This is a genomic window from Pseudomonas putida (assembly GCF_001941965.1).
Lineage (GTDB): Bacteria > Pseudomonadota > Gammaproteobacteria > Pseudomonadales > Pseudomonadaceae > Aquipseudomonas > Aquipseudomonas putida_L.
In genome coordinates, this window is sequence record NZ_MKZO01000050.1 from 1 (window position 1) to 13,066 (window position 13,066).

Consider the following 13,066-nt stretch of genomic DNA (forward strand, 5'->3'; position numbering starts at 1 on the left):
CTCCCGCCGCCCCCTAGAATTCCGCCATCCATCCCCTGAACCGCTGGAGGCTGCCATGCCGCAGTCCAACGCCGAAGGCGTCCTCAGTGCCGTCTCCCGCGCCGTGATCGCCGAGGAGGCCGCCCAGGACCTCGCCCGGCAACTGATGCACCCGCACCTGGGCTTCGTGCTGTTCTTCTGCTCCGCCGAATACGACCTGCCGGCCCTGGCCCAGGCCCTGCAAGCCAGCTTTGGCGGCATCCGCCTGGCCGGCTGCACCAGCGCCGGGGAGATCACCCCGGAAGGCTACGGCCGCGGCTGCATCACCGCCCTGGGTTTCGATCACCGGCAGTTCTCCATCGCCGCCGAACTGATCGCACCGATCCACGATTTCAGCCTGATCGACGCCCAGCGCTGCGTGGAACGGCTGATCAACGACTGCCGCGGCAACACCCTGGCGCCGATCAAGGGCCACAGTTTCGCCCTGACCCTGCTCGACGGCCTGTCCAGCCGCGAGGAAATGCTCCTCGCCGCCCTCAACGCAGCCCTGGGCGATATCCCGCATTTCGGCGGCTCGGCCGGCGACGACAACTACCTCAACCACACCCACGTCTACTACGACGGCGCCTTCCACAGCAGCGCGGCGGTGGTGCTGCTGGTCAACACCTGGCTGGATTTCGAGGTGTTCACCACCCACCACATCCAGCCCCGCGAGGAAAAGCTGGTGGTCACCCGCGCCGACCGCACCTTGCGCCGGGTCTACGAACTGAACGCCGAGCCGGCCGCCCTGGAGTACGCGCACCTGATCGGCGTACCCGTGGAGCAGATCGACCAGCGCACCTTCGCCGCCCACCCGCTGGCGGTGCGGATCAACGAGCGCTACTACGTGCGGGCGATCCAGCAGGTCCACGACGACCTGAGCCTGAGCTTCTACTGCGCAGTGGAGAACGGCATCGTCCTCACCGCCATGCACCCCGGGCCGTTGATCCCCAACCTGAATGCGCTGTTCGACGGCCTCAACCAGCGCCTGGGCGAGTTGGTCCTGACCATCGGCTGCGACTGCTTCCTGCGCCGCCTGGAGCTGGAAGGCCGGCCGGAAAAGCAGGCGGTCGAGGCGATCCTGCGCCAGCACGCGGTGGTGGGCTTCAACTCCTATGGAGAACAGTTCAATGGCATGCATATCAACCAGACCTTCACCGGCGTTGCCATCGGACGGTCCCGTGCCCGCCGATTCGACTGACGCCCAGGCGCTGATTGCGCAACTGCGGCATGAGAACCACAAGCTCGGGCGGATCAACGCGGCGCTGATCGAGCGTCTCGAATCCGGTGCGGCACGCCCCGACGACTCCTACGCCGCCTTCCAGCACTCGGTGATCCTGGCCGAGCAGGTGCGCGAGCGTACCGACGCGCTGAACCAGGCCATGGCCGAGCTCAAGGCCAGCAACCACCTGCTCAGCGATGCCCGCCTGCGCGCGGAAACCGCACACCAGTACCTGGTGGATGCGATCGAGAGCATTTCCGACGCCTTCGTGCTGTTCGACGCCGACCTGCGCATCGTCCTGTTCAACCAGCGCTTCAAGGCGCTCTGGGCCAACAGCCGGATCCGCATCATCAGCGGCATGCACCTCTCGGAAGTGCGCCGGCTGATGCTGCGGACCGGGCTGTTCACCGAGGAACCGCGCACCATCAACGAAGAGAACCTGCTCTATCGCCTGCGTGACGGGCGCTGGCTGCAGGTCAGCGAGCGCCCGACCCAGGGCGGCGGACGGGTGGTGCTGCTGACCGATATCACCGAGGTCAAGCACAGCGAGACCCAGCGCCGCGAGCAGGCGGTGGCGCAGAAGTCGCACCTGCTGCAGCGGGCGGTGGACAACCTGTCCCAGGGCGTGGCCATGGTCAATGCCGATGGCGTGCTGGAGCTGTGGAACCGGCGTTTCCTCGAACTCAGCGGCCTGGCGCCGATTGCCGCGCACCGCCAATTCGCCGATGTGATCGGCGACAGCGAGCTGGACCTGCTGACCCCGGCCAGCCGCGACGCCAATGGCCGGCCGCTGCAAGAGCTGGAGCAGCGCCTGTACGACGGGCGCATGCTGGAGATCCGCACCCATCCGCTGCCCACCGGCGGCTTCGTCAACACGTTCACCGACATCACCGAGCGCTATCAGCACGCCGAAGCCCTGAGCGAAAGCGAGCGCTGGATCCGCCTGATCACCGACCAGGTGCCGGCGCTGATCGCCTACCTGAATGCCGACCTGGTCTACGAATTCACCAACAAGGTCTACGAGCAGTGGTACTGCTGGCCCCACGGAGCGATGCTCGGCCAGCGCCTGCGCGACGTACACAGCGCCGAGCATTACCAGCGCCTGGAAACCTACATCGCCCAGGCCCTGGCCGGCGAGGCGGTGACCTTCGAGTTCGCCGAGACCAATGCCCATGGCCAGGAGCGCTATATGCTGCGTTCCTATGTGCCGAACCGCCTGCCCAGCGGCGAGGTGGTGGGGATCTTCGTGCTGATCCGCGATATCACCGAGCGCCGCCGCACCGCCGAGGCCCTGCACCAGGCCTACCAGCACCTGGAGCTGCGGGTGCGCGAGCGCACCACCGAGCTGACCCAGCTCAACCAGCAACTGCTGCGCGAGGTCGAGGAGCGTCGCCGCGCCGAATCACGCCTGCGCGAGGCCAAGCAGGAAGCTGAGCAGGCCAACCTGTCGAAAACCAAGTTCCTCGCCGCCGTCAGCCACGACCTGCTGCAACCGCTGAACGCCGCACGCCTGTTCACCAGTGCCCTGCAGGAGCAAAGCGGCAGCCCGGCGCTGGTACGCAACGTCAGTAACGCACTGGACGATGTGGAAAGCCTGCTGGGTACCCTGGTGGATATCTCCAAGCTGGATGCCGGGGTGATCAAGGCCGATACCGCCACTTTCGCTGTCGCCGACCTGCTCGACAACCTCGCCGCCGAGTACGCCGCCAGCGCCGCCAGCGAGGGCCTGCGCCTGGACTACGTGCCGACCCGCCTGCGGGTACGCAGCGACATGCAGCTGCTGGCGCGAATCCTGCGCAACCTGCTGAGCAATGCCATCCGCTACACCCCGAGCGGGCGCCTGCTGCTGGGCTGCCGGCGCCGGGCCGGGCGTTTGTGGATCGAGGTCTGGGACACCGGGATCGGCATCCCGGCGGACAAGCGCGAGGAAATCTTCCAGGAGTTCAAGCGCGGCGACTCGCAGCGCCCTGACCAGGACCGCGGGCTGGGCCTGGGCCTGGCCATCGTCGAGAAGATCGCCGGGATTCTCGGCCATCGCATCGCGCTGCGCTCGACCCCGGGCAAGGGCTCGGTGTTCGCCATCGAGGTGCCGCTGAGCCGCCAGGCGCCGCAGGCGTTGGTCACGGTGCCCGAGCCGCTGCCCGCGCTGGAGCGGCTTGAAGGGGCGCGGATCTGGGTGCTGGATAACGACGCGGCGATCTGCGCCGGCATGCGCACCTTGCTGGAACAATGGGGCTGCCGGGTCAGCACGGCCTTGAACGAAGAGGACCTGGCCGGGCAGTTGCCGGCGGAGGAGGCGGGGCTGCTGATCGTCGACTACCACCTGGATAACGATCGCAACGGACTGGAAGCGGTGGCGGCGATCAATGCGCGGCGGGTTTCACCCCTGCCGGCGCTGATGATCACCGCCAACTACAGCAACGAACTCAAGCAGCAGGTGCGCGAACTGGGCCACACCCTGATGCACAAGCCGGTGCGGCCGATGAAGCTCAAGGCCGCCATCAGCCACCTGCTCGGCAACGAACTCAGCGTGCTGCACGCCCGCTGACGAAGTGCGCGACATCGTTGAAGCCCGGGGTCGAGGCGTGACCCGGGGTGACCAGCGAATCGATGAAGGCTTCGTCCTCGGCGCTGATCTTCACCTGCAGCGCGCCGCCGTAGGTGTCCCACTGCGCTTCGGTGCGCGGGCCGACGATGGCCGAGCTGACCGACTGGTTGTTCAGCACCCAGGCAATGGCGAACTCGACCATGCCCACGCCCTTGGCCTCGGTGTAGGCGTGGATCTTCTGGGCGATTGCCAGGGACTCGGCGCGCCATTCCACTTCGAGGATGCGCTTGTCCTGGCGGGCCGCGCGGCTGCCGGCCTCGGGCTCGGCGTTGGGCGCGTACTTGCCGCTGAGCACGCCACGGGCCAGCGGGCTGAAGGGCACCACGCCGAGGCCGTGGTAGGCCGCGGCGGTCAGCTGTTCCGGTTCGGCCTGGCGGTTGACGATGTTGTACAGCGGCTGGCTGACCACCGGCTTGGGCACGCCCAGGCGCTCGGCCAGGTTGCAGATCTCGGCGATGCGCCAGCCGCGGAAGTTGGACACACCCCAGTGGCGGATCTTGCCCTGGCGCAGCAGCTCGCCGATGGCCGAGACGGTGATGTCCAGCGGCGTGGCATGGTCTTCGCGGTGCAGGTAGTAGATATCGATGTAGTCGGTGCCCAGGCGGGTCAGGCTGGCTTCGATGGCATTGAAGAGGTGCTTGCGCGACAGGCCGCTGCGGTTCGGCATGCCGTCCACCGGGCCGTAGCCGACCTTGGTGGCGAGGATCCAGTCGTGACGGTGTGCGGCGATGCCTTCGCCGACGATCTCTTCAGAGCGGCCGGCGTTGTAGACGTCGGCGGTATCGATGAAATTGATGCCCTGGTCCCAGGCCTTGTCGATGATGCGCAGCGAATCTTCGGTGCTGGTCTGCTCGCCGAACATCATGCTGCCCAGGGTCAGGGCGGACACTTGCAGGCCGCTGCGACCCAGAGGACGGTAGATCATGGTCGAAAGTCCCTTCGCGGTAGGTGGAAGGGACTTTTGTACAGGCCAGCCATCCCCTTGACAAGCACGCTCAGGGGACCACGCATGACCCGGATCAGCGCTGCCGCGAAACCCGCAACGCCACCAGGCTGCCGACCACGATCAAGCCCGCCAGCGAATACAGCGCCGCATCGGTCGAGCCGGTCTGGTCCTTGATGAACCCCACCAGGTACGGGCTGAGGAAGCCGGCCATCTGCCCCACCGAGTTGATGATCGCCAGGCCGGCCACGGCAGTCCCGGCAGTCAGCAGCGCCGTCGGCATCGGCCAGAACATCGGCAGGCCGGTCAGCGCGCCCATGGTCGCGATGCTCAGGCCGAGGATGGCGATCACCGGGCTGTGGGCGAAGTTCACCGCGATCAGCAGGCCGATGGCGCCCATCAGCATCGGCACCACCAAGTGCCAGCGGCGCTCGTTGCGCAGGTCGGCCGAGCGCCCCACCAGGAGCATGAACACGCCCGCCAGCAGGTACGGGATCGCGCTGAGCCAGCCAATCAGCAGGGCGTCGCTGAAGCCGAGGCTCTTGATGATCGACGGCAGCCAGAAGTTGATCGCGTACACGCCGCTCTGGATGCAGAAATAGACGAAGCCGAAGGTCCAGATCAGCGGGTTGGTCAGGACCGAAACCAGGCTGTCGCTGACGGTTTTCGGCTTGCCCGCCGCATCCGCAGCCAGGTCGTCGGCCACCGCCTGGCGTTCAGCGGCACTTAGCCAGCCGGCCTTGGCGAAGCTGTCGCTGAGCAGGAATACCGCCAGGCAGCCGAGGACCACGGTCGGCAGGCCCTGGATCAGGAACATCCACTGCCAGCCGGCCAGGCCGCCCTGGCCGGCGGCGAAGTGATTGAGGATCCAGCCGGAGAACGGCCCGCCGAGCAGCCCGGAGACCGGGATCGCCGACATGAACAGGGCCATGATCCGCCCACGGCGCTGCCCCGGGAACCACTGCGAAAGGTACAGCACGATGCCGGGGAAGAAGCCGGCTTCGGCAGCACCGGTGAACAGCCGCAGCACGTAGAACTGGGTCGGCGTGGTGACGAACAGCAGGCAGGTCGACAGGGTGCCCCAGGTGATCATCATCAGGGCGATCCAGCGCCGCGGGCCGAACCTGTTCAGCGCCAGGTTGCTGGGCAGGCCGCAGAGCACGTAGCCGATGAAGAAGATTCCGGCGCCGAGGCCGTAGATGGTTTCGCTGAAGTTCAGCGCGTCGAGCATCTGCAGCTTGGCGAAGCCGACGTTGACGCGGTCGAGGTAGTTGAACAGGTAGCAGACGAAAATGAACGGGATCAGCCGCAGGGTGATGCGCCGGTACAGCGCATCGCGGTCGATGCCGTGGCCTTGGTCAAGGGCAGGGCTGGATGACATGATTCTCTCTCTGTTGTTATGGTTGTGCGGCATCCCGCGTCGAGGCGGGCGCTGGTGAAAAGTCTCGACGAGCGCGGGGTGCGTGTCTTTGTGCTTTTGCACAGCATTCGCGGCGCTTCGCTGTGCTGCCGACCAACCTGTGGACCTGCAAGGAACCCCCAATGTTCGAACTGGACCATGACCTGGCGCAGGATATCGTCGACCGGGCGATGGCCATTCTTCCCTGGAACGTCAATGTCATGGACAGCCAGGGACTGATTCTAGGCAGTGGTGAAGCGCAACGTATCAATACCCGCCACGAAGGTGCGCAACTGGTGCTGGCCAACGAGCGTATCGTCGAGATCGACAGCGAGGCCGCCAAATGCCTGAAGGGCGTGCAGCCCGGAGTCAACCTGCCGCTGATGCTCGATGGCCGGCTGATCGGCGTGCTGGGTATCACCGGCGAGCCGCAGCAACTGCGGACCTACGCCGAACTGGTGCGCATGACCGCCGAAATGCTCCTGGCCCAGCGTCATTTGCAGGTGGAACAGCAATGGCGGCGGCAGCGTTGCGACGATCTGCTGGCGTTGCTGCTGGGTGGCAGCGGCGATGCCCCGCGCCTGGTGGATGAAGCCCGGCAACTGGGGCTCAAGCCGCAACTGCCGCGGGTGCCGTGCCTGTTCGAGCTCGACGAAGGGCAGGGCGCCGAGGCCTTGTCGGTGTGGTTGATGCAGCGTTATCCGGACAGTTGGTGCGTCAGCCCGGCGCGCCAGTCGCTGCTCTGGTGTCGTCCGGCCGGGGTGGCGCTGGATGAGAGCAAGCTGCTGGACAAGCTCCAGTCCCAGGGCTGGCGGGTGCAGCGCGTGGCCGTCGGCGGGGTGGCCGATGGCGTGGACAAGTTGCGCCGTGGCTACCGCCGGGTCCGCGACCTGCTGGCCTACGGGCGTGAGGTGCTGCCCGGCGAGCGCCTGCTGACCCTGGCCCGCTACCGCTTGCCGGCGTTGCTCTGGCGTCATCGGCAGGACGATGCCCTGGATGAACTGCTCGAACCCTTGCAGCGCATTCGCGCCAAGGATGTCAGCGGGCAACTGCTGGCGACCCTGCGTGCCTGGTGCAGCCATGACGGGCAGAGCCAGGCCTGTGCGGAGGCGCTGGGGATTCATCGCAACAGCCTGCGGTACCGGCTGGAGCGGATCGGCGAGCTGAGCGGGGTGGATCCGTTGCGGCTGGAGGGGATGTTGAGTCTTTATCTGGGGTTGCAACTGCTGCCTGTAGAGAAGCTTTAAGCTTCAAGCTTTAAGCGGTAAGTAGAGCGGTTCATCTGAGGGTGTTCCACCGCGCACTGCTTTGACTTGGAGCTTAGAGCTTAGAGCTTGAAGCTTGAAGCTTGAAGCTGAATTGTCCAACTGACCAAACAACCCACCCTCCCTCTTGTGCAGGTGACAGAAGCGAGCCAGCCTGACAACTGGCAGCATGCAGGCATCTGACAGGAGCCCCCCATGAAAATCGTCATCGCCCCCGACTCGTTCAAGGACAGCCTCAGCGCCGAGGGGGTTGCCGCGGCCATTGCCGACGGCATCGCCGGGGTCCTGCCACAGGCCGAGGTGGTCTGCTGCCCCATGGCCGACGGCGGCGAAGGCACCATGGAGGCCATCGTCGCCGCTTGCCACGGTGAGCAACGCCGCCTGAACGTGCGTGGCCCGCTGGGGCTGGAAGTCGTGGCGCATTGGGGGTGGCTCGCCGAATCCCGTACCGCGATCATCGAGATGGCCCAGGCCAGCGGCCTGCAACTGCTCGATCTGGGTGAGCGCGATGCCTGCCGCACCAGCACCTACGGCACCGGGCAACTGATCGGCGCCGCGCTGGATGCCGGCGCCGAGCGGATCATCCTGGCCATTGGCGGCAGCGCCACCAACGATGCCGGCAGCGGCATGCTGCGGGCCCTTGGCTTGCGCACCTGGGACGCCCAGGGGGCGGAACTCGAGGAGGGCGGACTGGCCCTGTGCAATGTCGGACGTATCGATGCCAGCCAGCTCGATCCGCGTCTGGCCGGGGTGCGCCTGGAAGTCGCCGCCGATGTCGACAACCCGCTGTGTGGCAGCAATGGCGCTTCGGCGATCTTCGGCCCGCAAAAGGGCGCCAGCCCCGAGCAGGTGCAACTGCTGGATCACGCCCTCGGCCATTTCGCCGATCACTGTGCGCAGTTGCTCGGTCGTGATGTGCGTGATTTTCCGGGGTGCGGCGCTGCCGGCGGCATGGGCTTCGCGGCCAAGGCCTTCCTCGATGCGCAGTTCCGTCCGGGGATCGACGTGGTGGCCGAGCTGGCCGGTCTGGATGAGGCGGTGCAGGGGGCTGACCTGGTGATTACCGGTGAAGGTCGCTTCGACGCCCAGACCTTGCGCGGCAAGACGCCGTTCGGGGTGGCGCGGATTGCCAAGCGGCATGGCGTGCCGGTGGTGGTGCTGGCCGGAACCCTGGGCGAGGGCTATCAGGAGCTGTATGGGCATGGCATCGATGCCGCCTTCGCCATTGCCAGCGGGCCGATGACCTTGCAGCAGGCCTGTGGCAATGCGGCCGGGCTGCTGGCGGAGCGCGCCGGGGATATCCTGCGTCTGTGGCAGATCGCGAGACACCGCTGACCCTGTGGGAGCTGGCTTGCCAGCGATGAGGCCAGCAGGTTCAACCTGTGTTGTCCTGCCGGGCGCTATCGCTGGCAAGCCAGCTCCCACAGGGTGCGGTGCAGGTTCAGTTGATCTGCTTCTGTCCGGAAGGTGTTGGCAACTCCAGCTCCCCGAACGAAGCACTGGCATCCACATAGCGCAGCGCCGACTTCACATCCCGCCACCCGACATGGCTCATCAGGGCCTTGGTGTCCCAGCCGTTGCTGCTGGCCCAGGTGGCGAATCCGCGCCGCAGCGAGTGGGCGCTGTAGCTCTCCGCCGGCAACCCGGCCGCAGCGAAGATCCGCCGCAGCAAGGCAATCAGACTCCCGCTGTTCAACGCGTCCTCGCCCAGGTTGCCCCAGCGATCCAGCTTGCGGAACACCGGCCCACGAGCGATCCCCGCCACGCTGATCCACTCCATATAAGCCTGCACCGGACACAGGCTTTTCAACGCCGGCATGCGATGGGTAACCCCGCGCCCCTGGCGATCGCCTTTGCTCTGCGGCAGGTACAGCTGCATGCCACCCCCGGCCTGGGCCTGGATATGTTCGACCCGCAGCCGCGCCAGCTCATCGCCGCGAAACCCGCGCCAGAAACCGATCAGCAGCAGCGCGGCATCACGCCGGGCGCGCAGCAGGTCGGGCAGGCAGTGCTCGCGCCGGGCAACCACGGCCTGCTGTTCGAGATGAGCGATGGTTCGTTGCAAATGCTCCAGGGTCAGCGCGGTGGCCTGGCGCTCCTGAACCGGGTGCAGGGCGCGAATGCCCTTGAGCATCTGCCGCACCAGCGGTGCCTTGGTCGGGTCGGGAAAGCCCTGGCTGACATGCCATTGCCCCAGTGCCGCCAGGCGCTGGCGCAGGGTGTTGAGCGAATGCTCGCCGGCAAAATCCGCCAGGTAGCGGGCGATGCTGTCCGCCGTGGCCGGCAGGAACCCGCCCCAGGTCACCTCGAAGTGCTCGACGGCGGCGCGATAGCTGCGCCGGGTGTTGTCGCGCACGGCGGCCTGGAGGTACTGGTCGATCTTGTTCATGAACAGGGAAGGTCAAGCGGAGGTGGCAGGAGTTTAGCGCCCAACCGTCCAGGGTGCATATTCCAGTGACACCTGCCCCACAGTCTGCTGCGGATCGCCCTGGGCAATGCCGGGCAATCCACTCAGGTCGAGCTTCATGCAGGCCTGGTTGAGCCGCCCCTGCAGGGCACCGTCCAGCTTGAAGTCCATCGGCCGGATATCGTTGGGGCGAATGTCCACCAGGCAGCCCTTGCCGTCGGTCTGGTAGCGCACGACCAGGTAGCCGACGCTGTCCACCGCCTCACCCTTGAGCAGATGCTCGCGGAAGAAGGCGCGCTGGGCATTGCGCTGTTTCCAGCGCGAAGCGTTCTGGACGGTGAACACCACCACTACCGGTGCCCGCAGCTCCATCTGGCCCTCGTCGTCGTAGAGGGCATCCGGCGCAGTGGGGTATATGGCTTGCCGGCAGTATTGCTCCATCATGGCCGCGAACTGGCGCGGCGGGGTGCGCGGTACGTCGAACGGCAACCGGGCTACCCCTTCGGGGTAGCCCTTGGCCTGGCAACTCACCGCCTGACCCTGGCGATTGGCGACGATCTGCAGCGACACCGCCCCTGCTGTCACCTCCCGGACGTTGGCGGAGACGCTGCGATAAAGCGCCGTCTGGAACGCCTGATGGAACTGCAGCCTGGCCAGGGGATCGACAGCGGGTCCGGCGGGTTTCTGTGCGCAGCCGCCGAGCAGGGCGACGGCGAGGAGGGCAAGCGTGAACTTCTTCGACACAACACATCCTTGGTCCGGGGTTCGAGAGGCCGCGCAGGATAAAAAGCGTGCGCAGCTGTTTTCAATCGAGAAGCGTTAGCGAGGGTCAAGCAAGGCAGGTTTCCTCCTTGACCCTCTAACGCAATCGGTGGTGGACCTTACCAAGCCAATCCGGGTCATCGATGCAGGACGCTTCCGAAGATCCCCCCCGGAAGCGACTGACAAGCGCGCAGATCGAATCCGAAGATCATCGTGGAAGTTCCAGGATCACCCAAAGCCCACCCCCCTCCCGCTCCGCCAGTTCCAGCGTGCCGCCGTGCCCGCGGGCGATATTCGCCGCAATGCTCAACCCCAACCCATGCCCGCCGCTACTGCGTGACGGGTCCACCTGATAGAAATGCTCGAACACCCGCCCGCGGTGTTCCTCTTCGATCCCCGGCCCGTGGTCGCCGACCTTGATCAGCAAGCGCTGCGCCTCATCGATCACCTCGATATCCACCGGGCCCGGCGCGTAACGGCGGGCGTTATCCAGCAGGTTCTGCAAACAGCGGCGCAGTCCGCCCGGATGAGCCAGCAACGGTTGCGCACTGCCGTGAATCCGCAGTTCCCCGCCGAGATCCTCGAAATCCGCCTGCAAGCCCTGCAGCAAGGCATCGATCGCCACCGGTTCCCGGGCATGCTCGAGCTCGCCACTGCGCAGGAAGTCGAGGCTGGCCGCGACCATTTCCTCCATATGCCCGAGGTCATCGCGAAACCGTTGGCGCAGGGTTTCTTCCGGCAGCATCTCGGCGCGCAGGCGCATGCGGGTGATCGGCGTCCTCAGGTCATGGGACACCGCCGCAAAGAACCGCGTGCGCTCGGCAATGCTGTCGATCAGCCGGCGCTGCATGGCATTGAAGGCTTGCGCGGCCTGCCGTACTTCCGCCGGCCCGTCCAGGCTCAGTGGCGGGCGATGAATATCCTGCCCCAGCGCTTCGGCGGCCGCCGCCATCTGCTTCAACGGACGCAACGCCAGGCGCACCGCGAGCAGGGCCACCAGCACCACCGCAAGAATCCGCAGCAGGTAGATGCGCAGGATGTAGTCGAACACCAGCGAACTGATCGAACCGCTGCTCCAGCCCTGGCTTTCCGTAGCCTGGAAGTACAAGGTGCGGCCGTCCGGGGTATGCAGGGAGAAACGCAGGCGCACCCGGGCCTGCTCGCCGTCGAACAGGGTCGCCGGGCCGGCCGGGGCGTCATTGGCCGCCAGCAGCTCAAGGCCCAGCACATGGATCGACGCCGGCTTGCCCAGGCGTTCGGCCACCAGCTGGCGCAGCAGGGTTTCATACATGGGGTCGATATCGGCCTGGTCCGGGGCTTCGGCCAGTCGCTGCCAGCGTGGCGATTCGAAACCGTCGAGCAGCGCCTCCAGTTGTTCCGGGTGCTGCCGTGCCACCTGCAATACATCGGCGATCCGTCCGGCGGCCAGGCGCAGGGGGATTTCCAGCACCTGGGTCTGGCGCACCTCGTGCCAGATGCTGCTGGTCAGCAACTGCGACACCAGCATGCCGCCCACCAGGATCAGCACCAGGCGGCCATGCAGGGAGCGCGGCCAGAAGCGTTTCATTCGCTGACCACCTTGTCGACGCTGAGCATGTAGCCCTCGTTGCGCACCGTGCGGATCAGTGCGCCGCCCTGGCGGGCATTGTCGTTGAAGTGCTGGCGCAGGCGGCTGATGCACACGTCGATGCTGCGGTCGTAGGGCGTGCGTTCGCGATCGAACACATGGTTGAGGAGGAAGTCGCGGCTCAATGGCCGGTTCGGGTGCTGCAGCAACAGGCGCAGCAGGCGGAAGTCCGAAGTGCCGAGGCTGATCACCAGGCCCTCGGGGGAGCGCAACTGGCGGCTGCTGGTATCCAGTTGCCAGCCGGCAAAGGCCAGGTTGCGCACATCGTCCATCCGCGCGCGCTCGGGGAAGGCGTTGGTGCGGCGCAGCACCACCTTGATCCGGGCCAGCAGTTCACGGGGATCGAACGGCTTGCCCAGGTAATCGTCGGCGCCCATCTCCAGGCCGACGATCCGGTCCACCAGGGTGCCCCGGGCAGTGAGCATGATCACCGGGATATTGCTGCGTACCCGCAGGTCACGGCACAGGCTCAGGCCGTCTTCGCCGGGGAGCATCAGGTCGAGGACCACCAGGTCGATCAGTTGGTCGTCGAGGCGTCGGCGCATTTCCCGGCCATCGGCAGCTACCGAAGTGCGAAACCCGGCCTCTTCCAGATAAGTGGAGAGCAACTGGCGGATCTCGGGGTCGTCATCGACGATCAGGATATGCTCGGGTGCGGACATCGGAATGCTTCTCAAGTGGAATTGGCGGACTTTACACCGGGCGGGCGAGGCAAATGTAATGGAATGTGTTGGAGCCGACGGAAGAGGGTGAGCCATTACATTTGCGCAAATAGTGCCATCAGACGCGTGGATAGAATCCGGCGATACAAATGC

The 13,066-nt window shown here is 66.1% G+C and carries 10 protein-coding genes; 4 read left to right on the top strand and 6 right to left on the bottom strand.

Going from position 1 to position 13,066, the window contains the following annotated elements; all coding sequences use genetic code 11:
• Nucleotides 1–55: 55 nt before the first annotated feature.
• Both nosP and nahK read left to right on the top strand, forming a co-directional pair.
• The gene (gene nosP / locus PSEMO_RS25170) at nucleotides 56–1,219 is read left to right on the top strand and encodes a nitric oxide-sensing protein NosP (RefSeq protein WP_075805670.1); all 1,164 of its coding nucleotides are present in this window, start codon (nucleotides 56–58) and stop codon (nucleotides 1,217–1,219) included.
• Nucleotides 1,149–3,788, top strand: a complete 2,640-nt coding sequence (gene nahK / locus PSEMO_RS25175) for a hybrid sensor histidine kinase/response regulator NahK/ErcS' (protein ID WP_372239142.1) — start codon at nucleotides 1,149–1,151, stop codon at nucleotides 3,786–3,788. The genes nosP and nahK overlap by 71 nt, the downstream gene beginning before the upstream one ends.
• Here nahK and PSEMO_RS25180 read toward each other — a convergent pair.
• A complete protein-coding gene (locus PSEMO_RS25180; RefSeq protein WP_075805672.1) occupies nucleotides 3,766–4,773 on the bottom strand; it encodes an aldo/keto reductase in 1,008 nt (335 codons plus the stop codon). The genes nahK and PSEMO_RS25180 overlap by 23 nt on opposite strands.
• A 94-nt stretch (nucleotides 4,774–4,867) precedes the next feature.
• Entirely contained in the window at nucleotides 4,868–6,172 is a 1,305-nt protein-coding gene (locus PSEMO_RS25185; RefSeq protein ID WP_075805673.1) for an MFS transporter, read from the bottom strand.
• A gap of 161 nt (nucleotides 6,173–6,333) precedes the next feature.
• Here PSEMO_RS25185 and PSEMO_RS25190 point away from each other — a divergent pair, with 161 nt between their 5' ends.
• Nucleotides 6,334–7,437 (top strand): sugar diacid recognition domain-containing protein, encoded by a 1,104-nt coding sequence (locus PSEMO_RS25190; RefSeq protein ID WP_075805674.1) that lies wholly within the window; start codon nucleotides 6,334–6,336, stop codon nucleotides 7,435–7,437.
• A gap of 213 nt (nucleotides 7,438–7,650) precedes the next feature.
• Entirely contained in the window at nucleotides 7,651–8,790 is a 1,140-nt protein-coding gene (locus PSEMO_RS25195) for a glycerate kinase (RefSeq protein WP_075805675.1), read from the top strand.
• 106 nt (nucleotides 8,791–8,896) lie between these two features.
• On the opposite strand, the gene PSEMO_RS25200 is transcribed toward PSEMO_RS25195, so the two are convergent.
• The 4 genes from PSEMO_RS25200 to PSEMO_RS25215 form a co-directional block, all read right to left on the bottom strand.
• On the bottom strand, nucleotides 8,897–9,844 hold the full coding sequence (locus tag PSEMO_RS25200) for a site-specific integrase (RefSeq protein WP_075805676.1): 948 nt from the start codon (nucleotides 9,842–9,844) through the stop codon (nucleotides 8,897–8,899).
• A 33-nt stretch (nucleotides 9,845–9,877) separates the two neighbouring features.
• A complete protein-coding gene (locus PSEMO_RS25205; RefSeq protein ID WP_075805677.1) occupies nucleotides 9,878–10,606 on the bottom strand; it encodes a hypothetical protein in 729 nt (242 codons plus the stop codon).
• Between the two features lie 226 nt (nucleotides 10,607–10,832).
• Nucleotides 10,833–12,191 carry a sensor histidine kinase gene (locus PSEMO_RS25210; RefSeq protein ID WP_075805678.1) on the bottom strand — a complete coding sequence of 453 codons (1,359 nt, stop codon included), beginning with the start codon at nucleotides 12,189–12,191 and terminating at the stop codon, nucleotides 10,833–10,835.
• Nucleotides 12,188–12,913 (bottom strand): response regulator, encoded by a 726-nt coding sequence (locus PSEMO_RS25215; RefSeq protein ID WP_075805679.1) that lies wholly within the window; start codon nucleotides 12,911–12,913, stop codon nucleotides 12,188–12,190. Before PSEMO_RS25215 ends, PSEMO_RS25210 begins: the two co-directional genes overlap by 4 nt.
• Nucleotides 12,914–13,066: the final 153 nt, after the last annotated feature.

Coding starts and splice junctions, on each gene's coding strand:
- PSEMO_RS25215 (WP_075805679.1), bottom strand. CDS start 12,913: ATGTCCGCACCCGAGCATATCCTGATCGTCGATGACGACCCCGAGATC.
- PSEMO_RS25200 (WP_075805676.1), bottom strand. CDS start 9,844: ATGAACAAGATCGACCAGTACCTCCAGGCCGCCGTGCGCGACAACACC.
- PSEMO_RS25180 (WP_075805672.1), bottom strand. CDS start 4,773: ATGATCTACCGTCCTCTGGGTCGCAGCGGCCTGCAAGTGTCCGCCCTG.
- PSEMO_RS25195 (WP_075805675.1), top strand. CDS start 7,651: ATGAAAATCGTCATCGCCCCCGACTCGTTCAAGGACAGCCTCAGCGCC.
- PSEMO_RS25185 (WP_075805673.1), bottom strand. CDS start 6,172: ATGTCATCCAGCCCTGCCCTTGACCAAGGCCACGGCATCGACCGCGAT.
- PSEMO_RS25210 (WP_075805678.1), bottom strand. CDS start 12,191: ATGAAACGCTTCTGGCCGCGCTCCCTGCATGGCCGCCTGGTGCTGATC.
- nahK (WP_372239142.1), top strand. CDS start 1,149: ATGGCATGCATATCAACCAGACCTTCACCGGCGTTGCCATCGGACGGT.
- PSEMO_RS25190 (WP_075805674.1), top strand. CDS start 6,334: ATGTTCGAACTGGACCATGACCTGGCGCAGGATATCGTCGACCGGGCG.
- nosP (WP_075805670.1), top strand. CDS start 56: ATGCCGCAGTCCAACGCCGAAGGCGTCCTCAGTGCCGTCTCCCGCGCC.